The sequence below is a fragment of the Fusibacter paucivorans genome (assembly GCF_018390735.1).
Classification (GTDB): Bacteria; Bacillota; Clostridia; order Peptostreptococcales; family Acidaminobacteraceae; genus Fusibacter; species Fusibacter paucivorans.
The window spans coordinates 44,619-64,601 of record NZ_JAHBCL010000022.1 but is presented as its reverse complement, the minus strand read 5'-3'; the positions used below and the strand labels follow the sequence as shown (position 1 = coordinate 64,601).

General features: G+C 43.1%; 18 protein-coding genes and 1 other annotated feature. Of the genes, 6 read left to right on the top strand and 12 right to left on the bottom strand.

Annotated elements, in window-relative coordinates; genetic code table 11:
* Positions 1 to 27: 27 nt before the first annotated feature.
* Both KHM83_RS13030 and dgoD read left to right on the top strand, forming a co-directional pair.
* The gene (locus KHM83_RS13030; protein WP_213237464.1) at positions 28 to 1,302 is read left to right on the top strand and encodes a PTS galactitol transporter subunit IIC; all 1,275 of its coding nucleotides are present in this window, start codon (positions 28 to 30) and stop codon (positions 1,300 to 1,302) included.
* A 261-nt stretch (positions 1,303 to 1,563) separates the two neighbouring features.
* The gene (gene dgoD / locus KHM83_RS13025; protein ID WP_213237463.1) at positions 1,564 to 2,709 is read left to right on the top strand and encodes a galactonate dehydratase; all 1,146 of its coding nucleotides are present in this window, start codon (positions 1,564 to 1,566) and stop codon (positions 2,707 to 2,709) included.
* Positions 2,710 to 2,871: 162 nt separating this feature from the next.
* Here dgoD and KHM83_RS13020 read toward each other — a convergent pair whose 3' ends face one another.
* The 7 genes from KHM83_RS13020 to KHM83_RS12990 all read right to left on the bottom strand — a co-directional run bounded on the left by KHM83_RS13020 (position 2,872) and on the right by KHM83_RS12990 (position 9,672).
* On the bottom strand, positions 2,872 to 3,846 hold the full coding sequence (locus KHM83_RS13020; RefSeq protein WP_213237462.1) for a 2-hydroxyacid dehydrogenase: 975 nt from the start codon (positions 3,844 to 3,846) through the stop codon (positions 2,872 to 2,874).
* A 14-nt stretch (positions 3,847 to 3,860) separates the two neighbouring features.
* On the bottom strand, positions 3,861 to 4,859 hold the full coding sequence (locus KHM83_RS13015; protein WP_213237461.1) for a beta/alpha barrel domain-containing protein: 999 nt from the start codon (positions 4,857 to 4,859) through the stop codon (positions 3,861 to 3,863).
* Positions 4,860 to 4,891: 32 nt separating this feature from the next.
* On the bottom strand, positions 4,892 to 5,752 hold the full coding sequence (locus KHM83_RS13010) for an MBL fold metallo-hydrolase (protein ID WP_213237460.1): 861 nt from the start codon (positions 5,750 to 5,752) through the stop codon (positions 4,892 to 4,894).
* 38 nt (positions 5,753 to 5,790) lie between these two features.
* A complete protein-coding gene (locus KHM83_RS13005; RefSeq protein WP_213237459.1) occupies positions 5,791 to 7,299 on the bottom strand; it encodes a tripartite tricarboxylate transporter permease in 1,509 nt (502 codons plus the stop codon).
* 3 nt (positions 7,300 to 7,302) lie between these two features.
* Positions 7,303 to 7,845: a tripartite tricarboxylate transporter TctB family protein gene (locus KHM83_RS13000; protein WP_213237458.1), complete on the bottom strand. Its 543-nt coding sequence runs from the start codon at positions 7,843 to 7,845 to the stop codon at positions 7,303 to 7,305.
* A 32-nt stretch (positions 7,846 to 7,877) separates the two neighbouring features.
* On the bottom strand, positions 7,878 to 8,900 hold the full coding sequence (locus KHM83_RS12995) for a tripartite tricarboxylate transporter substrate binding protein (RefSeq protein WP_213237457.1): 1,023 nt from the start codon (positions 8,898 to 8,900) through the stop codon (positions 7,878 to 7,880).
* A 223-nt stretch (positions 8,901 to 9,123) separates the two neighbouring features.
* Positions 9,124 to 9,672, bottom strand: coding sequence for an HD domain-containing protein (locus tag KHM83_RS12990; RefSeq protein ID WP_213237456.1), 549 nt, complete (start codon positions 9,670 to 9,672; stop codon positions 9,124 to 9,126).
* Between the two features lie 350 nt (positions 9,673 to 10,022).
* On the opposite strand from KHM83_RS12990, the gene KHM83_RS12985 reads away from it, so the two are divergent.
* Positions 10,023 to 11,024: a LysR family transcriptional regulator gene (locus KHM83_RS12985; RefSeq protein WP_213237455.1), complete on the top strand. Its 1,002-nt coding sequence runs from the start codon at positions 10,023 to 10,025 to the stop codon at positions 11,022 to 11,024.
* 213 nt (positions 11,025 to 11,237) lie between these two features.
* Here the strand turns inward: KHM83_RS12985 and proS are convergent, their stop codons facing one another.
* On the bottom strand, positions 11,238 to 12,686 hold the full coding sequence (gene proS, locus KHM83_RS12980) for a proline--tRNA ligase (RefSeq protein ID WP_213237454.1): 1,449 nt from the start codon (positions 12,684 to 12,686) through the stop codon (positions 11,238 to 11,240).
* Positions 12,687 to 12,748: 62 nt separating this feature from the next.
* Positions 12,749 to 12,949, bottom strand: a binding site (T-box leader).
* A gap of 425 nt (positions 12,950 to 13,374) precedes the next feature.
* Between proS and KHM83_RS12975 the strand changes: the two genes are divergently transcribed.
* The gene (locus tag KHM83_RS12975) at positions 13,375 to 14,349 is read left to right on the top strand and encodes an acyltransferase (RefSeq protein ID WP_213237453.1); all 975 of its coding nucleotides are present in this window, start codon (positions 13,375 to 13,377) and stop codon (positions 14,347 to 14,349) included.
* Positions 14,350 to 14,440: 91 nt separating this feature from the next.
* A complete protein-coding gene (locus tag KHM83_RS12970) occupies positions 14,441 to 14,665 on the top strand; it encodes a hypothetical protein (RefSeq protein WP_213237452.1) in 225 nt (74 codons plus the stop codon).
* Here the strand turns inward: KHM83_RS12970 and KHM83_RS12965 are convergent.
* From KHM83_RS12965 to malQ, 4 genes are all read right to left on the bottom strand, one after another.
* Entirely contained in the window at positions 14,633 to 14,917 is a 285-nt protein-coding gene (locus tag KHM83_RS12965) for a hypothetical protein (protein WP_213237451.1), read from the bottom strand. The genes KHM83_RS12970 and KHM83_RS12965 overlap by 33 nt on opposite strands.
* Entirely contained in the window at positions 14,914 to 15,237 is a 324-nt protein-coding gene (locus tag KHM83_RS12960) for a NifU family protein (RefSeq protein WP_213237450.1), read from the bottom strand. Before KHM83_RS12960 ends, KHM83_RS12965 begins: the two co-directional genes overlap by 4 nt.
* A 344-nt stretch (positions 15,238 to 15,581) precedes the next feature.
* Entirely contained in the window at positions 15,582 to 17,030 is a 1,449-nt protein-coding gene (locus tag KHM83_RS12955) for an aminoacyl-histidine dipeptidase (protein WP_213237449.1), read from the bottom strand.
* A gap of 21 nt (positions 17,031 to 17,051) precedes the next feature.
* On the bottom strand, positions 17,052 to 18,560 hold the full coding sequence (gene malQ, locus KHM83_RS12950; protein ID WP_213237448.1) for a 4-alpha-glucanotransferase: 1,509 nt from the start codon (positions 18,558 to 18,560) through the stop codon (positions 17,052 to 17,054).
* A 244-nt stretch (positions 18,561 to 18,804) separates the two neighbouring features.
* Between malQ and hydE the strand changes: the two genes are divergently transcribed.
* Entirely contained in the window at positions 18,805 to 19,902 is a 1,098-nt protein-coding gene (hydE, locus tag KHM83_RS12945; RefSeq protein WP_213237447.1) for a [FeFe] hydrogenase H-cluster radical SAM maturase HydE, read from the top strand.
* The last annotated feature ends 81 nt before the right edge of the window (positions 19,903 to 19,983 follow it).

The following is a 19,983-nucleotide window of genomic DNA, read 5'->3' as shown; positions in this document are numbered from 1 at the left end:
TGTGAATTATTTGAGGAGGGGTCTTTAATGAATGGTGTTATTAATGCACTGAACTGGATAGCCGGTCTTGGACCAATGGTTATGATGCCGATTATCATGTTTGTCATCGGAATAATTTTAAGACAAAAAATCGGCCCGCTGTTAAGATCCTGTATGCTAACGGGGGTTGGCTTTGCAGGGGTTAATTTGACCATCAACTTTTTTATTTCCAAAGTGAGTCCATCGGTCGTGGCCATGGTTGGCAACTGGAATCTGCAAACAGATATCATGGATGTTGGCTGGCCGGCACGTGCAGCGGCAACATGGGCATTTCCAATGGCAGCAGTTGTCGTCTTCATCGTACTCGGCATCAATGTCATCATGCTCGCCCTTAAATGGACGAACTGTGTTATGGTCGACTTTTGGAGCTACAACCACTTTATCTTTGGCGCGGCACTCAGCTGGTATGCCAGCGGCAGTGTTGTCGTTGCACTGATTACAGGCGGATTGCTCGCAGCCATTACCTTTAAGCTCGCCGACTGGACTCAACCGCTCTGTGAAGAGGCCTTCGGCATACCCGGCGTTTCATTCCCAACGAGCAACAGCGTCGGATGGGCGCCGCTCGCATGGCTGCTCAACAAAGTATATGACCGCATTCCTGGGCTCAATAAAATTAAAGCCGATCCTGAATCCATCCAAAAAAGATTCGGCGTACTCGGTGAACCAATGGTCGTCGGCTCTATCATGGGGCTCTGTATTGGTATTCTCGGCGGCAACAGCGTGGGCGATACACTTGTCGTCGGTATGAGTACGGCAACTGCCATGGTGCTCACGCCTAAGATGATGCAAATCCTCATGGAAGGTCTCGTTCCTTTTGCAGACGGCATCAAAGAACTGCTCAATACGAAATTTGAAGGCAACCGTTTCCACATTGGAATCGACGCAGCACTAACGATTGCCAATCCTTCTGCAATTGCAGTCGGTATTTTAATGGTGCCAACAACCATTATTCTCGCAGCCGTTTTACCAGGCAACCGTTTACTTCCGCTTTCTGACATCGCCTATATGGCAATGTGGCTTGCTGCCTGGCCTGTAGCATTTGGTAAAGGCAATGTCGTTCGCGGCTTTATCTCCTGTGTCATTTTCACGAGCATTATGCTGCTGATTTCAACTGGTATGGCAGAGATTCACACACAACTTGCCATCTCCGGCGGCTTCCAGCTCACAGAAGGTATGAAATTGATTTCAACTGAAGATGCCGGCACACACATCATTGAATATATCTTTAGTTTGATCAGCGGCTTTATTGGTCATTTAATTTAATAAAGCATTGTAAATCACACAACATTAGCACCAACGATTTCCGGAACATTGTATTGTTCCGGAAATCGTCCTTAAAATAACAGAATATCATGAAATCACAACCAAGATCTGCACCGCAAACGTTATTGATAAAGGGTATCAACATAGACGATTGCAACGTACAATTTTTAAAAACATCGAACCATTGTCGTAAAAACCGTTTTAACATTATCATTGACAGCATGGCATAATCACATGATTAATCGTAAATTGGAGGAAGGTATGAAAATTTCAAACGTGACCGTCTACGAAGTAAAACCTCGATGGATTTTCGTAAAAATCACGACAGATGAAGGCATTGAAGGCTGGGGCGAAATGATATCGGGGACAAAAACGCGTGCCGTTGTTGAAGGCGCACGGGAAATGGGGCAGTATTTAATCGGAAGAGATCCGTTTGAAATTGAGCGCCTTTGGCAGGAAATGCACAAGACATTTTTCAGGGGTGGCCCCATTAACAGCACCATTGTCTCCGGTCTTGAAATGGCTTTATGGGACATTAAGGGAAAATTCTTCGGCGTACCGGTTTACGAACTGCTCGGCGGCAAGGCACGCGATCGCATCAAAATCTATTCGTGGATTGGCGGCGATCGACCAGATGACGTCGCGCATGAAGCCCTTGATCGGAAAAACAGAGGGTTCACAGCTATCAAAATGAACGGTACAGAGGAACTTCACTATGTGGACTCATTCAGCAAAATTGATGATGTCGTCAAACGCGTCGCTTCAATCAGAGAAGCTTGTGGTTACGATTTTGGCATTGGCGTCGACTTTCACGGACGCGTTCACAAGCCTATGGCAAAAGTACTTGCCCGTGAGCTCGAACCCTTCAAGCTTATGTTTATGGAAGAAGTCGTTTTACCTGAAAATGAAGAAGCGTTTAAGGAAATCGCCAAGCATGTCGCTACACCACTTGCCACCGGCGAACGGCTCACAAGCCGCTGGGAATTCAAGCGTATTTTTAAAGAAGGGATCATCGACATCATACAACCTGACGTCGCACTAGTCGGCGGTATTCTGGAAATGAAAAAAATTATCGCCATGGCTGAAGCCTTTGATATGGGCGCAGCACCACATGCACCTTATGGCCCTATTGCTTTGGCAGCAACGCTTCAAGTAGACGTCTGCTCACCAAATGTGTTTATTCAGGAGCAAAGCTTAGGCATTCACTATAACAAGGGATTCGACCTCTTGGATTTTGTGAAGAACAAAGATATCTTCGAATATAAAGACGGCTACGTCAATATCCCTGAAAAACCAGGGCTCGGTCTTGAAATAGACGAAGATGTCGTCAAAGCTGTCTCTGCTGAAGGTCTCGTATGGAGCAACCCAAAATGGCGCAATTACGACGGCACCATGGCTGAGTGGTAATCAGTCTCAATTTTCATGGTATCAATGTCTGATGCTCCTATCAGACACGTTAAACTGCTTCGATATTACTTAAATGAATAAATAGTAAATGACGCGTAAAATGTTTGATTAGCATTTTACGCGTCACTTTTTGGGGAAATATCTATCAACAAACGTCATCATCTATGAAACAATTTTATTGAGATACCTATTGTTCACCACATGCTCCGGAACAACACCTTTTGAAAAGGCTAAAATATCCTGGACGAGGATCATTATGATGACATCGCCGATATCCGCTGTCCCTCCGCCAATATGCGGTGTAATAATAATATTGGGATTTAAGAGCATGCGATCGCCAATCGGCAAGGGCGCATTATCAACGACATCAAGTCCTGCCCCTAGTAATCTCCCATCATTTACTGCTTCCAGCAGCGCCTCATTATCAACGAGTGCTCCGCGTGCTGTATTGATTAGAATAGCACCTTTCTTCATTTGATCAAATTGCAGTTTACCAATCATATGAAAATTCGAATCGGTTACCGGCACATGAAGTGATATAATATCCGATGTTTTTAACAGCGTCTCCATTGATACATACTGCATATTTAATTTATTTTCCGTTTCTTTTGCCAAACGATAAGGATCATAATATTGCACCTGTGCACCAAAGGCATGCGCTTTTCGTGCCACTTCTCTCCCTATATTGCCGCCGCCTACAATTCCAACCAACTTATTATGAAGACAATACGAACTGTTTATATACGTATTTGTACTCCAGACGCCGCCATTGAGGCTCTCTGTATGACAAAGCAGCTTTCGTCCGACTGCCAGCATCAGCAGTACTGCCAATTCTGAAACGGCATTCGCATTCGCCCCCGGTGTATTGGTGACGATAATGCCGCGTTCGCCGGCCGCTTCAATATCGACTTTTTCAAATCCAGTGCCCCATCTCAATATCATTTTTAGCTCTGGGTTGCGCTCCATCATCTCTTTCTGTGCTTTAAAAATTCGCAATATGATAATCTGTGCATCCGTCATTTGCTGGTAAGCTTCTTCGTTGTCGATCACCACTAGATCAAATGTGTCTCTTGGTAGAAACGCTCGTAATTTTTCAAATGTATGCTCAGGATATTGTCCTACCAATGCAATTCTCATAAGCTGCTCCTTTATTATAACGTCTTGGCAGTTTCTGCAATTAATGTATCAGAAGGATTCTTTCGATCAACTGCGGAAACTGCTGTAATCAGTTGATAGAGATTGATCTCTTGATCATCACTGACTGACTCGAATTTTTTGACAAAACTCGAATGACAGCCAGTTTCACCTAAAACCAAGTCAATTGGTGATATAGCATTGTGATAATGGTGCTTCACCATCTTCGCCTGAAGTTGTGTATCAATAAAAGTCAGCATCTTAAACAGTTCAATATCTTTCAGTTCACCATACCGCTGCATAATCGCAATACATACTTCTGTCGGCAGATTGCCCGCACTTCTTGCCATTCCCATCAGTCCGCAATCTAATACATCCGCACCGCTCTCGTAAGCTGCCAACGCATTTGCCGCCGATAGTCCCAAATTGTTATGGCCGTGGAAGCCAACGGGGATCGTTACTGCATTTTTTAATGCTTTAACATAGGCCTTTACTTCTGAAGGCAGCATCGTCCCGGCAGAATCCATAATTGTAATCTGATCTAATCCATGTTCTGCTAACATCTTAGCTTCTTCTGCCAGTGCTTCCGGTGAAAGCAAATATGCTTTCATTTGAGAGTAAAATGCTTTTAAGCCAAGTTCTTTAATCACTTTAACCGCTTCAACACTTTTGCTGCCATCTCCGGCATCCGCACCAACTCTGATAAAATCCAAACCTGCATTTTTTGCGAGTTCAACGCTCTTTCGCTGTAATCGACCCGCATTGAGAAACATGCCTAACGCACTGCCTCGATTTAAATACTTACTGGCAATCTCCAGATAAACTTCATCTGTTTCTGCATTTGTAAAACCAGCCACTTCATAGGCGCCGATACCGCCAGCGTTGCCAAACTCAATATATGGCACTTTACACGCTGTTAAGCAGTCAAGCATCATGTCTGTAAGTTCTGCTGAAAAACCTTTTCCAACTACATTTGCACCATCCCGAAGTGTGCAATCTAATATTGTTATACTCATTGATAGCTCCTATTTCCTATTGCTTTTGCAATTCATTTTTTCAATTCCATTTCTTCTTGATCAATTAGTGCTTTCATAACCATTAATTTACTCTCCAGCATGCGCTTCCATGCACCACCGTCAATAAAGCCGTCTCCTGTGCCATCATCATTGGCTGCAATTTCAAAAAAATCGTAATCTACAGCATGGCTTACATGCGAGGGAAGTACAACATCAATGGGCATTTCTTTTAGTGCTGTTAGATTGTCAATATAGGTCTGCTGTTGACTTAACGGCCACCCATTATCTTGAAGTTCAAGTTTTGAAAGTCCATTCGTGCCCAATCCACCGTGAATACCGCAGTGCAATTTTCTACCATTATGCATAATATCAAAGATCAGGCAAGTCGTACCCGGTGTGTGGCCAGCGCAATGCACCGGCCGTATTGACATTCCGCCAAATTCAATCACGTTCTCATAATCGTAAAACTGGTCAATCTTAAAATCTGCAACGTGATCTTCCAAGGCAATCAGATCCCTGCGTTCTGTAAAGAAATAAGCATCATCTTTCCCAAGCCATATTTCACAGCCCGACATTTCCTGAATTGCTCTTGCTGCACCGCAATGATCAAAATGACCATGCGTAATCAGCATTTTTTTTATGTCTTTAGGATCAAACCCAAGACTGCGAATAGAATCAATCACTTGGTACAACACTTCCTGATAGGCACAGTCCACCAAGATCAGCCCGTCAGGTGTATCGATTAAAAAAACCGATACCCAACTGGTCCCGACAAAATAAATATTTTCAATGACCTTGAATGGCCTTTGAGCCAACGTCCAAGGTTCTTTCATGTATTTTTCTGCACGCCTTGATAGCTCCTCTTGTTTCATTTCCAATGTTGCTCTATCCATATTTGTCACTCCAATCATGTCATCCTTCGTGCTTCCATCTAATTGACAGCTGCTTTTTCTTCCTGATGCTTTTTCCTCTGAATCATCGCTGTACTAATGATCACCGCCAATGACAAGAGCAATAAAATTAGTGAAACAGGACGTGTAATAAACGGCATAAACGATGCGCGGCTCAATTGCAGTGCACGCCTAAGATTCGATTCAATATTCGGTCCCAATACGGCGCCGAGAATAAACGGTGCAACTGGAAATCCGATTTTGCCAAAGACAAAACCTACAATACCGAAAATAACAACCGTCCAGAGATTAAACATATTATTGCCAGACGCATAGGCACCAACAGAGCTAAGCATGACGATAATCGGCAGCAGCATGCCTTTCGGAATTTTCATCGCTTGTAAGAAGAAGGCAATACCATAATATTCGATGACAATCATTAGAATACTGCAAACCAGCATCGCAGCGAAAATCAAATATACGAGATCCGCACTTGTTTTAAACAACAGCGGCCCAGCAACGAGTCCCTGAATAGTAAAAGCGCCGAGCAGCATTGCAGTCGGACCATCACCAGGGATTCCCAATGCAAGCAGCGGTATCATTGCACCACCTATGGATGCATTATTCGACGTTTCAGAAGCGACGATCCCATCCATAATACCTGTTCCAAATTTTTCAGGATGCTTCGACGTTTTTTGAGCAGTCGCATATGCCAGCTGATTGGCGAGTGTACCACCCATTCCCGGAAGAAATCCGATGATGACGCCAATCACCGCTGATACAATGGTATTCTTTGTCTGTTTAAAGAATTCTACAAGCGTAAAACCCCAGCCCTTTTCCTTTTTATAGGCAAAGTGTTCTAAATCTTCTACGCCAATAGCCTTTTCAGATGTTTTCAAAATTGACGTCACCGCAAAGAGACCAATAATTAAAGGGAGAAGCGGAAAACCATCCAACAGCGTATAGGAACCAAAGGTGAAACGCTTGACGCTATCCACAGGCGCCAGTCCTACCATGGTTGTCGCCATCCCTAGAACGCCCGCTGTGATGCCTTTTACTAAATCAGCGCCGCTAATCCCAATAATCAGCATCAACGCAAAGAGGATTAGCGTAAAGTATTCAAATGGGCCTAGCTTTACGGCAATATCCGCTAAATAAGGTGCCGCGAAAATAAGAACAAAGACACCAAAAATCGTTCCAATAAATGAAAAGACAATCCCCGTTCCCAACGCACGATGCGCACGGCCATTCGCCGCCATGGGGTGACCATCATAGCAAGTCGCTATAGACATGGCCGAACCCGGAACATTAATCAGAATCGCCGAAATCAGGCCACCGGACACCCCGCCGATATAAAGTGCTATTAGTAATGCAAATGCTGCATATTGGCTTAGTCCAAAAGTAATCGGCAAAAAGAGTGCAATCGCCATTGAAGACGATAATCCCGGTATGGCACCAAAAATAATGCCAACCACAATGCCCACCAACATCAAAAGAATATTTGATACTGTCATGAGATTTAAAAAAGCCGATACAAATAAATCGATCATCGCTTAAAACACCCCTTTCAAAATCCCATTTGGCAGATTAATGTATAAATAATGTTTGAAACAGTAGTAAACAATAATCACTAAAATTGCAGATACCACCACATATAGGATGGGTTTTCGATTTTCTTTCTTTGTCATAAACATCATTGCTGCAAAAAGATATAGAATAGCAGAAATAATAAAACCAAGCTTGCCCACTAACCAAACATAGACAATGAGTAACAGCAACGCCGTCAAAGAGCGAAGTGTTTTATTTGCTATCTCCTCAAATTCTTCATCGCTTGGACCGTTGCTTATGTTCGTCTTAATGCGACGAACACCGGCAACGATGTGAAAAGGACTCAACAGAATTAACGCACCAAAGACGACTCTTGGCATAAAGACGGCATTATCGATTGATGTTAGCCCATTCGACACAACCGTAATATCTTTGGTAAAATACATCATCACACTTGAAACAATTAAGAGGACAACGCCAATGACGATGCTTGCATATTGATATAAGAATTTGACAGTTTTTAAAGTAAATATGTTGATTGTTTTCATTAAGCCACCTTGCCAATCAAATTTTAAGCTTCTTATTCAGTCGCCCATTTTTCAATATCACTTTGACCTTTCGTCAGGAATGCATCAATGGCATCCAAATCGTATCCGGGATAAACGGCATAGCCAAGTTCTTTAAACTCTTTGGCCTTTGCTTCATCACTGAACATTTGATTAAACACTTCATTACACGCTTCGAGTACTTCTACAGGCGTCCCAATAGGCGCCATCAAGCAACCGAATTGACTTGAAAATGTGAAATCATAGCCGCATTCCAACATCGTCGGTACATCTGGGCACATAATACTGCGCTCTTCTGCTGCAATCGCCAAAACTTTAAAATCACCTGATTCTACATAGGCTTTAACCGCTGCATAAGGTGTAATAATACAGTCAACTTGGTTGCCAATCAATGAGACATTACGCTCAGCTGTATCACCAATAGAAGCACTGTAAATCTCAAAGCCAAGTGACTCTTGAAGTGCCAGACGCCAATAATAAGGGAATCCCGTCATTGAAGAACCGCAAATGATACTGTCCGGATTAGCCTCAATCGCATCAAATAACTCGTTAATTGTCTGATATGGTGAATCTGCATTTACAACGATGCCCATCGTGTCATCCATGCCCAATAATGCTACCGGTTCATAAGCATCCCAAGTAAAATTCAAAGTTCCCATTGGTTTATACGTGAGCAGCGATGTCGATGCTGTGCTGAAGTTATAGCCATCTGGCTCTGCAGTTCTGCCAGCTTCATACCCGCTCATACCGGATACATTTGTAATGACAAAAGGCTGCCCCGTAGCTTCTTGAAAAGCTTCTCCCATTTTTCTTATCATAATATCGGTATAACCGCCTGCAGAAGCCGTTACCGTTACATTAACCGGACGCGTTGGCCATTCAAATGCCTCTTCAGGTTCCTGTTCCGTAGATGTCGATTCTGTAGATGCTTGAGTTGCGGGCTCTGCTGCCGGCGCCTCACTTTGTTTAGTATCCCCACATGCCATTAAAGCCATTGCTGTAAGTACGACAAGAACAATTAAAAATATTTTTTTCATTTTTTTGCCTCCCGTTTTCATTTACTCAACACGTTTTTCTTGGTAGTGCCAATGCTACACAATGCTTTTTTAAACCCTTCATACTTAAGGAAACAACCATTATTTTTTCGCAAAAACCGACTTCTACTTGCTGTCACTAGGCTCCCATACCTAATCACTGTTGCATTTAGAAAGCCATGATTTGTTTAAAACGATAATGACTGATCCCTTTATTGTCGTTTCATCAGTGTATGCCAAAGACTGTACATTTAAAGACAAAATCGTCAATTGATCGTACAAATGCAGACTCTGCACTTTGCTTTGACTGATCACCCTCAAAAGAATGCATCGCAATGAGATGAACAATTTTCTCCGGTAATGCCGCCTGTGCCGCAAGCAGCGCACCGGATAGTGGATGTCGCATTAAAGACGCCTCTTTATTTAAGACAGGTTTTCCATCTTCCAAAGTAAACTCCAGGAACTTTCCAATATCGTGAAGCAGTGCTCCTGCAATGATAATATCACGATCAAAAGCAATGCCATTGGCTGCATACAATGGATGAAGATTTTCATAATTGTCAATGCATGTTTTCGTCACATCATGAATATGATTGATCAAATTGCGTTTACACATCTTCCAGTTAACCGTCACTGGAACCAATTCAACGGTATCTTCTCGCCAACCGCCTTTTTCAATCGCCAGCTGAAACGCCAGTACACTAGCAGCTCTCAAAGTTTCGTCTTCAATTTCCATTAACTCTGGAAATAATGCATAAATTACTTCTTTTTTCAAAGATGCCCTCCTTCCTGTAAATTTTGAGATATCATACCGTGAAAATACAATGACCCTTGTGATTTTCAAATCATTTGGATGATACAATTTAATATTAATGGAGTTTTCGCGCTATTCCCAACAGTAAAAAATTACCCGCCCAACAACCAAAAGATTGTTTACCAATAAATACAAACCAGTTTTTAACATGTATGCAATTTCTATTCAGCAGATTTGAAGTATACACATTTTAGCGAATTGCGGCATATTGATTTATCTGTTAATTATCTGTTATAATTATTAAAGCACAAACTATTATATTTTAATGTCGTACTTCCAAGTAATAACCCCATTTAAATTGGAGGGTACAAATGAACTTAAAGAGCATTGAGTATTTCTTAGTCACTGCTGAAGAAATGAATTTCACACGCGCCGCAGAACGTTTGTATATCAGCCAACAGGCTCTAAGCGGTCATATCAAACGTTTGGAAAGCGAGTACAACATCCAGTTATTTGAGCGAAAACCCACGCTGCGCCTTACACAAGGCGGCGAACAATTTGTTCATTATGGCAACAGAATTCTGACTTCCGAAAAGTGTCTGCGTTCAAAATTATCAGATATCAGCGCCGATTGCTATGCACACCTCACCATTGGGATTTCACGCCTTCGCGGCAAAATTTTTATTCCGATGATTTTAAGTCAATACCATCAAACTTACCCGAACGTTTCGATCAAACTCGTTGACGGCAACAGCGACAAATTTCAGGAACTTTTGCAGTCTGGTAAAATTGACCTTTATGTTGGTATTGATATTCCTGCAACGCACAATCAGCAGTTCATCGAGTTGGCCCGTGAACAAATGCAATGTTGCATGTCTCAAGATTTTTTACAGAGAAGCTTCCCTAATAATTGGCGTAAAATGATGCAAAAATTCGAGCAGGGCGCCGATTTAAAAGATATTGCCTATCTGCCGCTCATTACATTATGTTCATCCAACCGTTTGCGCAAACGTCTCAACAGTCTCTTTTCCGGATACAGCATCAATCCGCATTTTGCCTTTGAAGCAGAATCACAGGATTTACTCTACCAGTTAACAAAATTAGGGTATGGCGTTGGTATTTTTTCACCGGTTGCACTCTATCAGAACACGCGTGAAATAGATAGCTTGGGGGATTCTTTTCACATTTTTCCCATACGTGATGATATGGACGAAAATGTGCTGTCTCTCGTTTATCGAACGGATTATACCCTTCCAGAATATACAAAAGATTTTATTGATATTGCTTACAAAGTGTTTCAATTATATCGGACCCATATCAATCGACACAGTAATGATTTATTGTATCAGCAAGTTTCAACGATGCAATTTTAAATTTGGCGATCCATCATCAATATGTATTGCGTTAAATGCTGATCTACTTTCAAAAAATTCATCTATTCTGCGTATTAAAAAAGACGCCGACAGATTATTGCCTGCCCGCGTCTTTTTATATTCTCTTCATATTAATATAGTCATGTTTAATCAATATTGAATCAATATTGAATTGATGTTGAATTGATGCTGAATTGATCTTAAATTGTCACTTTAATAAGCTTTCGCCATATAAACCATTTCTTTAGCAGGCTTGCCGCAGAATGGACATGTGTCACCGAGGTTTTCCTGTTCAAAAGGAATACATCTAATGGTTACGCCTGTATCCGCCTTGACATTGGCTTCGCATGCTTCATCGCCGCACCACATCGTTTTGGCAAAGCCCGGCGTCTCAGCCATCTTTTGCTTAAACTCCTCGTAGGTTTCAAATGTAAACGTCTTCTCATCTCTGCTCGCACGCGCACGTTCGAGCATGTCGCCGTGAACTTGGTCTAAAAGTGTCTGCATCTGCGCTGCAAAGCCCTCGAGTGCATAACTTTCTTTGACATGGTTATCGCGCCTTGCTACCATGGCGACGCCATTTTCAATATCTCTAGGCCCAATTTCGACACGGAGCGGCACACCTTTCATTTCATATTCATTGAATTTCCATCCAGGCGAATTGCTGGTGCTGTCATCAAGCTTGACGCGGATGCCAGCGGCAATTAATTCATTTTTTAGTGCTTCTGCACGTTCAAGCACGCCTGGTTTTTTCTGCGCAATTGGTACGATGACGACTTGTATTGGTGCTAATCTAGGCGGCAGTACCAAACCTCGATTATCGCCGTGTACCATGATGACGCCGCCAATCAGACGCGTACTCGCGCCCCAAGAAGTATGATGAGGGTTTTCAAGGTCGCCGTTTCTACCTTGGTACGTAATATCAAACGCCTTGGTAAAATGCTGCGCCAAATTATGCGAAGTGCCGGATTGAAGCGCTTTGCCATCGTGCATCAGTGCTTCAATGGTATAAGTCGCCTCTGCACCTGCAAACTTCTCACGATCTGATTTTCGACCGACGACCATTGGAATCGCCAGAAGGTCTTCTGCCATTTCACGATAGATATCCAACATCTGAAGTGTTTCTTTTTGTGCCTCTTCTGCCGTCTCATGCAGCGTATGGCCTTCCTGCCACAGGAACTCCGATGTTCTGAGGAAAGGACGTGTTGCTTTCTCCCACCTGACGACAGAACACCATTGATTGTAGAGATATGGTAATTCCCGATAAGAAGTCAGCCATTTCGAATACATGGAACAAATAATCGTCTCAGAAGTCGGTCTGACACAAAGGCGTTCGCCGAGCGGTTCACTGCCCCCGTGTGTTACCCATGCAACTTCTGGCGCAAAGCCCTCAACGTGCTCTTTTTCCTTGTTAAGCAGACTTTCTGGAATCAGTAATGGGAAATAGCAGTTTTCGTGCCCCGTTTCTTTAAAACGTCGGTCCAAAAACTGTTGAATATTTTCCCACAGAGCATAGCCGTAGGGTTTAATGACCATAAAGCCCTTGACGGGAGAATAATCTACGAGATCTGTTTTTCGAATGACATCTGTATACCACTGGGCAAAATCTTCTTCCATTGGCGTGATGTCTTTGACAAATGCTTTTGAATCTTTTGTAGCCATGTTGCCTCCTCATTTTTTTACATACACTTTTTCTGAAAATAAAAAAGCCCTCGTCTGCCAAAGCTAGAGACGAAGGTTCGCGGTACCACTCTAATTGTGTGCACTTAAGCACACCACTTGAACATTTATATCGGAATGACCCGTGCAGATTTTCTGCAAGCTCCAAGGTAGGGTTCAATTGCTCGCTTACGGGATACCTTTCAGCCGGTGAATATCCTCTCTATCCGTGCGCCGCAATCTACTGGCCTTTTCAATGCCTTCATATGCGTTTTTTTATAATATAGTATGATTTGATCTTTTTGTCAACACATCCGTTCCGAAGTCCTTCTGGAAAGTTTTCATGTATCAACTAAGGCACACATCAATTTTAGAAAAATTTAAGAAATAGAAAAGCTCACGTTAAGAAATCCAGCTTAAACTAATTTCAGTTTCAACATACAAACCCAGTTTGTACGACCCCGGAACTGCAAATAACTTTGGACACCGACATGCTGTTGGTGTTTTTTTTATACCTATTTTTATATCTATTTATTTCACGCCCTCTTGCGCATATGCTATAATAGCACGAGAAACCCACGTATTGCCTGCTGAAAATCAGTAAATTACAGGGCTGACTGATCTATGAAATGGACCTGTTATAGGTGCAGGTATATTCGATTAATCACTGGGCAAAGGAGGCTGAAATCGCATGATCGAATCAAAAAAAACATACTATCCCAAAGTTGACCGATTGCGAATCGTAGCCTGTCTTGCCGTCATCGTCATTCACGTCACTGCAACACCGGTGATAACACTAAGACCGATGAGTATTCAACAGCTTGTTTTCATCTTCGCCAACAGAATCGCCAAACCTTCTGTACCGGTTTTCATATTTATCAGTGGGTTTTTAGCATACCAGCCTGCAAAACCATTTCAGCCGGCACGATATGTCAAAAAAATAAAACATCTCGTTGTGCCGTATGCACTCTGGACGCTTCTCTATATGCTCGTATTCGTAAAAACCGCCGGATATCCGCTTTCACCACAATTTTATCTGAAACACCTCATACTGGGCGATATGGTTTATCATCTCTACTTTATGATCATTCTCATTCAGTTGACGATTTTTTCGCCGCTTCTCATCAAAGGCGCACGCCAATTTGGCGTCGTGCCATTCTGGCTGGCGTCATTATTTCTACAGCTTTTAGTCGGATTTTTGACAATTCCCTATAGCGACCGCCTCTTTATAAGCTATATCGCTTATTATCTATTTGGTTTTGCCATGCATCACCTCAATCAGTATAAACGCTTCTCAGCAGTGGCAGTACTCTTGCTTGGCCTCATCTACACGGGTACTTTTATCGGCGCTATTGATTTTGGCATTTCAATGCCGCAATGGGGAGCGGCTTCGCTGTATACCTTTTACAGTTTAGCCGCATGTGCATTTCTCTTTTATTGGCTTCCCAATCATCCGCTTTCATCCACGGCGCATCAGTTTGCTCTCGCCACTGAACACATTTATTATGCCCATCCACTGGCCATTATGGCAGGAGGATATATCAGTATCAAACTAGCCTATTATTCCATCATTGGTCAAAGTTTACTAGCGACAGCCCTCATCTTTCTAACGGTTATCCCTGCATCTATGTGGTATATTCGCTATAAACACTTCACAAAATATTAAATGATCCCATCTTGACTTATTAGGCCAACCACTATATGATAATTTGCGTAGGCATTGGCCTATCCATTACAAGAACTGAGGAGTATTCACTATGCAACACCTAAAAAAACGTACAATTATTGAGCTAAGCCTGCTTTTCTGCCTTATTGCGTTGAGTCTTACAGTCAGCCGGCAATTTAAGCACGATCAGTATACTGCTTATCATGACGAAGCTGCTTTCTACGGTATTCAGATAGAAGACACCCTGCCTTCAGAAACAACCTTCACAGCATCTGATGATTCGTCATTCTGGGGCATCCCCGAATTTAAGCAGTAAACCTTCAGCTTCTTCATTAGAATCAATCCAAACGATGCGATCATAGCGATATGCACGGTATGCAGCACATTTGCTGGGGCAGCCGCATATAACGCAGAGGATCGCATCATGTCTTTTGGGATCTGCTAATCGAATATGCGCTTCACCATAAAGATGAAGCAGACGGTGATAAACGGCCTTTCGATCATACTTTGGATTGCACCCGCCACAAAATTTGACGCCGATCGTCTTAACCTTTTTATCTTCCGTCATTCAGCTTTCCCAACTTTGCCATTTAAAATTGCCTTTGCAAAATCAATGAGTTCCGGGCTCACATCCTGAATGACTGCAACGCTTTCAAGCCACTCAAACTGCGATTTCAACGTCGCTTCTATAAAGGCTTTGGTGGATAAATCTGCCTGCGGGCAGCCGCTGCAAGCCCCCGTCAATTTTATCTTTAGGCTGTTATCTTCAATGCCGATAATGTGCATATCGCCGTTGTGTTCTCTGAGTTTTGGCCTAATCAGTACGTCCGCCATCTCGTTAACTGCCGTTAGCCTCTTATCGCCATCATTTAATATACGCTCGTCCATCGTCCCTCCTGTCGACATTACGCATTTTTTGTCAATAAATATGCGGCTGTTTATTGTCTATAAACAACTCATTATACTCATCTGTCATGCTATTACATATACAACGCAATCTTTGTGCCAATGGCTGCCCATACGTCTGAAAGCGTTTGATGGTGGGCTTTATGCTGCTTGGCGTCATTTTTGGGTTTTTATTCAGCCGATACATTCGTTGCATTATTGCATCATTTTGCTTCTTATATGCCTCTACTCGATAGCTCTAAAAATTATAAAAGCATCCAATCCCAACACGATTGGATGCTTTTTGCATTTTGTCATCATCGATGCATTATAACATCAAATCATTGCTATCTTATTTGCTCAAGGACATCACACAAGAATTCATAAACGCGTTTCACTGATGAAACACTGACGCTTTCATAAGGCGTATGAACATCATGCATATTCGGCCCCATGGCGATCATATCAATATCGCCAAGTTTTTCACTTAAGAAGCCACATTCTAGTCCCGCATGGATGGCATCCACTTTCAGCGGTTCTTCAAATCGCTTTTCATAAACAGCTGTCATTAAGTCTCGAAGTGGTGATATCTCCCGGTACGCCCATGCTGGGTAATCCGAAATTTGATACCATTTAGCGCTTGTCAACGATGCAATCATCGCCGCACGGTCACTGATTTCATCTTTGAGGGAAACAATAGAGCTTCTTACGGAATTCGTCAGTTTTACAATCTCTTCTTCAGTCGTGAGCACACCGAGGTTTGATGAACTTTCAACAAGTCCTGCAATGGTACTGCTCATACTCTGTACGCCAAACGGCATTAAACAGAGACCTTCCGCCACCGCTTTAGTCGTCTCTGAGTCAAAGCACTTTTCAGGAACTTCCGCTTTTACCAGCGCCAGCTGAACCTCTGCATCTGATCCGAGATACTCACCTCTAAACTGCTGAGAAAGTTTCGAAACAGTTTCCTCCAACAATGCCACTGCTTCTGGGTGAACGAGCAGTGTCATTGTCGCAAATTTTGCAATGGCGTTCATTTTTTCGCCGCCTTCAACACTGACGAGTTCGAATGAAATTGTCTTCATCAGTGTTTGAAGTGTCCTGCCTGCAAGCTTAATGGCATTTGCACGCATCTTATCAATTTCGATACCGGAATGACCGCCTTTTAGGCCTTGAATTTTTAGTGAAAACGCCTCTGTCATCGTTGGCTTCTGCCATTTAATCGGCCACTCTAAGATGTTGTTGACGCCTCCTGCACACGATGCCAAAATAACGCCTTCTTCTTCAGCGTCAATATTAATCAGCATGTCCCCCGATAAATTTGAAGGCTCAAGGGACATGACGCCCCCCATCCCTGTTTCTTCTTCAACAGTAAAAAGTGCTTGTATTGGCGGATGCTGCATCGTCTTTGATTCCAGTATTGCCATAATCATGGCAACAGCAATTCCGTTGTCAGCGCCAAGGGTCGTGCCTTCGGTTTTAAGCGTATCCCCATCCAACACGAGCGGAATAGCTTGTGTTTCAAAATCAAATGCATAATCGTCTTTTTTAACACATACCATATCAAGGTGTCCCTGTAGAATAACGGTTGGATGTTTTTCATACCCACTAGAAGCGGGTTTTTTTATAATGACATTCATTGAAGGTTCTTGAATCACTTCCAGTCCTAATTTTTTTGCAAATTGCACGCAATAGTCACTAACAGCTCTTTCACTGCCCGATTCTCTCGGAATTTTTGTCAGTGCCAGGAAATGTTTAAAGACTTCATCCTGCAGTAATGCTTCCAAATGATCCATGTCGGTCATCTCCTTTAATTTTTATGATCTTATCGCACTCTCCGGTATTTGCTTATTCCGGCAATAGAGCGCTGTTATTGCAGCAATTGACTTTGCCAATTTCTTTGTCAGCATCTTTGAACTGATACGAAATTGCCAGTTGCCGCCGAGCGTTGAAGGATAGTTCATCCTCGCTGAATCATCCAGTCCTAGATAATCTTGAATGGGAATGATGACAAGCCCTGCCGATGAACCCATCAGCGCTCTGATAAATCCCCAATGAATGCCTTCAGAACGACTGAGTTTCAAATAATCTTTTGCAAATCGCCTTTCCGCTTTCGGCGCATTTTGATACCATCCCATAATCGTTTGATTGTCATGCGTTCCCGTATAGACAACATCCTCTGCCATGTAATGGTGCGGCAGGTAAGTGCTCTCAAAATCAACGCTGAAAGCAAATTGCAAGATCTTCATCCCTGGAAAACCGAGTTCCTTACGAAGTTTCACGACGGCTTCCGTCAAGATGCCAAGATCTTCAGCGATAATATCCAGCGGACCAAGCGCCATAAAAATATCATCAAAAAAAGCTTTCCCCGGCCCTTTTATCCATTTACCTGTTTCGGCAGTCTCGCTGCCATATGGAATAGACCAGTACGACTCGAACCCTCTAAAGTGATCAATACGAACTTTGTCAAAACATTCAAAACTATGTCTAAAACGTTTAATCCACCACGCATAGCCATCTTCCGCCATACGTTCCCAATGATAAATCGGATTCCCCCACAGTTGGCCCGTTTCGGAAAATGCATCCGGCGGACATCCAGATATTTGTTCAGGCCGATTGTCTTCGCCGAGCCGAAACAAAGTGGGGTTCGCCCAGACATCCGCGCTGTCTTCGGCAACATAAATCGGCAGATCGCCAATGATGCGAATGCCCTTGTCATTAGCGGTACTTTTAAGCCGATACCATTGATCATAGAAAAGATACTGTGTAAAAATCCAAAATCGTCTCTCCTCTTCATGTGTCTGCTTAAATTGAAAGACGGCTTCCGACATATGATTTTGATACGCGACTTCCCACGTAGACCACATGGCACCGTTGTGATGCGCTTTTAACGCCATAAATGTGCTGAAGTCATCCAGCCAATCGTGTTCGCGTTCATAAAAAACATCAAGCGCATGTGCGAGCGGCGCTTGAGCCTTATCAAATGCCATTCTCAAAAGAGACATTTTCCCTCTATAAAGCGCTTCATAATCAATGGGAGATGGCGCCTTGTGGAACGAAAAATGCTCAATTGCTTTCGTATCAAGGAAGCCTTCTTTAACCAAAGCGTCTAAGTCAATAAAATAGGGATTGCCCGCAAAGGCAGAAAAGGACTGATAAGGTGAATCGCCAACGCCGGTAACGCCCAAAGGCAAAATCTGCCAGAAAGCTTGATTGGCTCGTTCTAAAAATGAGAGAAATGTATAGGCCCCTTCCCCAAAATCACCAATGCCGTAAGCACCTGACAGTGATGATACATGCATTAAAATACCGCTGCTGCGCTTCATTGTGCACCTCGTTTCTATACGTAGTTAGCATAACATAAAAGCAATTGCTTGACAAAGCGACAAATCCTTGATAAATTATTAACAAATAGCTTTTCTCAATGAGTGCTTCTTGCTTTTGGGACGAGCCTTTTATTACGATTACCTTATTGAGAAGTTGATTCTGATCTCGTAGGCAATGATACCCATTTTCATGCGATCATTTCATGCTCTTAAGGAGCATTTTTATTTTTTTTTGGAGGCTTTGATGAAAGCACATATTGATCAGTTATTTGAAAAGTCGGATTTGAGTGATAAAGCGCTTTTAGCGCTCCTTGACGGCATGTCAGACGACGATGTCCATTACCTCTTTGAAAGTGCCCGCCGCAAAAAACAGCTGCATTACGGCGACAGTGTTTATATGCGCGGCCTTATAGAATTTACCAATTACTGCAAACAGCGTTGCGCTTATTGCGGTATCCGTGCTGATAATGGGCAAGTTGAACGTTATCGTCTCAACAAAGCACAAATTCTGCAATGCTGCGAAGAAGGTCATGCCCTAGGGTATCGTACTTTTGTACTTCAAGGCGGTGAGGATCCATTTTATACCGATGACCGCCTCGTCGATATAATCCGCTCTATAAAGTCATCTTTTTCTGACTGTGCGGTAACACTTTCCGTTGGCGAGCGATCACGCGAAAGCTATATGCGTCTGAAAGAGGCTGGTGCAAATCGCTATCTGCTGCGCCACGAGACCGCATCACCATCGTTATACGCATCACTGCATCCCGGTATGTCTCAGGAAAACCGCATCCAGTGTCTTTATACCCTTAAATCACTTGGCTATCAAGTCGGGGCGGGGTTTATGGTGGGACTCCCCAACCAGACTCATGCTGATCTCGTTGCCGACCTTCGTTTTCTCAAGCAATTGTCGCCTGAAATGGTGGGAATCGGTCCCTTTATTCCGCAAAAGGATACACCGCTTGGTCAAGTACCGCATGGCTCTGTACGCATGACATTAATCATGGTGGCGCTGACGCGTCTCTTACTCCCCCAAGTGCTTTTGCCTTCGACAACAGCACTTGGCACACTGGACTCCAAAGGAAGGGAAAAAGCGCTGCGCGCAGGCGCCAATGTCGTCATGCCCAATCTTTCACCAACAGATGTTCGAGAACAGTATGCGCTTTACGACAATAAAATCTGTACGGGAGATGAAGCTGCACACTGCCGTCAATGTATTGAGCGGCGAATTGTCAGTGCAGGTTTCCGCGTCGATATGGGAAGAGGCGATCATCCGGACTATCAAACATCTTCCGTTGAAATTTCACCTGAAAAACGGTATGCTGATATTATTAGGCTCGCCTAAAAAACACATACGGTCCACCTGCATCAATTTTACGATACACATGCAGTGGCTGTGTCACTTATCGCCTTAGCGCAAAAACCG

What these genes read in the sequence shown, in the direction of transcription:
- KHM83_RS13005 (WP_213237459.1), bottom strand. Translation starts at nt 7,299, where the DNA reads ATGATCGATTTATTTGTATCGGCTTTTTTAAATCTCATGACAGTATCA.
- KHM83_RS12985 (WP_213237455.1), top strand. Translation starts at nt 10,023, where the DNA reads ATGAACTTAAAGAGCATTGAGTATTTCTTAGTCACTGCTGAAGAAATG.
- KHM83_RS12995 (WP_213237457.1), bottom strand. Translation starts at nt 8,900, where the DNA reads ATGAAAAAAATATTTTTAATTGTTCTTGTCGTACTTACAGCAATGGCT.
- dgoD (WP_213237463.1), top strand. Translation starts at nt 1,564, where the DNA reads ATGAAAATTTCAAACGTGACCGTCTACGAAGTAAAACCTCGATGGATT.
- KHM83_RS13020 (WP_213237462.1), bottom strand. Translation starts at nt 3,846, where the DNA reads ATGAGAATTGCATTGGTAGGACAATATCCTGAGCATACATTTGAAAAA.
- KHM83_RS12960 (WP_213237450.1), bottom strand. Translation starts at nt 15,237, where the DNA reads ATGGACGAGCGTATATTAAATGATGGCGATAAGAGGCTAACGGCAGTT.
- KHM83_RS13015 (WP_213237461.1), bottom strand. Translation starts at nt 4,859, where the DNA reads ATGAGTATAACAATATTAGATTGCACACTTCGGGATGGTGCAAATGTA.
- KHM83_RS12965 (WP_213237451.1), bottom strand. Translation starts at nt 14,917, where the DNA reads ATGACGGAAGATAAAAAGGTTAAGACGATCGGCGTCAAATTTTGTGGC.
- KHM83_RS12975 (WP_213237453.1), top strand. Translation starts at nt 13,375, where the DNA reads ATGATCGAATCAAAAAAAACATACTATCCCAAAGTTGACCGATTGCGA.
- KHM83_RS13030 (WP_213237464.1), top strand. Translation starts at nt 28, where the DNA reads ATGAATGGTGTTATTAATGCACTGAACTGGATAGCCGGTCTTGGACCA.
- hydE (WP_213237447.1), top strand. Translation starts at nt 18,805, where the DNA reads ATGAAAGCACATATTGATCAGTTATTTGAAAAGTCGGATTTGAGTGAT.
- proS (WP_213237454.1), bottom strand. Translation starts at nt 12,686, where the DNA reads ATGGCTACAAAAGATTCAAAAGCATTTGTCAAAGACATCACGCCAATG.
- KHM83_RS12970 (WP_213237452.1), top strand. Translation starts at nt 14,441, where the DNA reads ATGCAACACCTAAAAAAACGTACAATTATTGAGCTAAGCCTGCTTTTC.
- KHM83_RS12955 (WP_213237449.1), bottom strand. Translation starts at nt 17,030, where the DNA reads ATGGATCATTTGGAAGCATTACTGCAGGATGAAGTCTTTAAACATTTC.
- malQ (WP_213237448.1), bottom strand. Translation starts at nt 18,560, where the DNA reads ATGAAGCGCAGCAGCGGTATTTTAATGCATGTATCATCACTGTCAGGT.
- KHM83_RS13010 (WP_213237460.1), bottom strand. Translation starts at nt 5,752, where the DNA reads ATGGATAGAGCAACATTGGAAATGAAACAAGAGGAGCTATCAAGGCGT.
- KHM83_RS13000 (WP_213237458.1), bottom strand. Translation starts at nt 7,845, where the DNA reads ATGAAAACAATCAACATATTTACTTTAAAAACTGTCAAATTCTTATAT.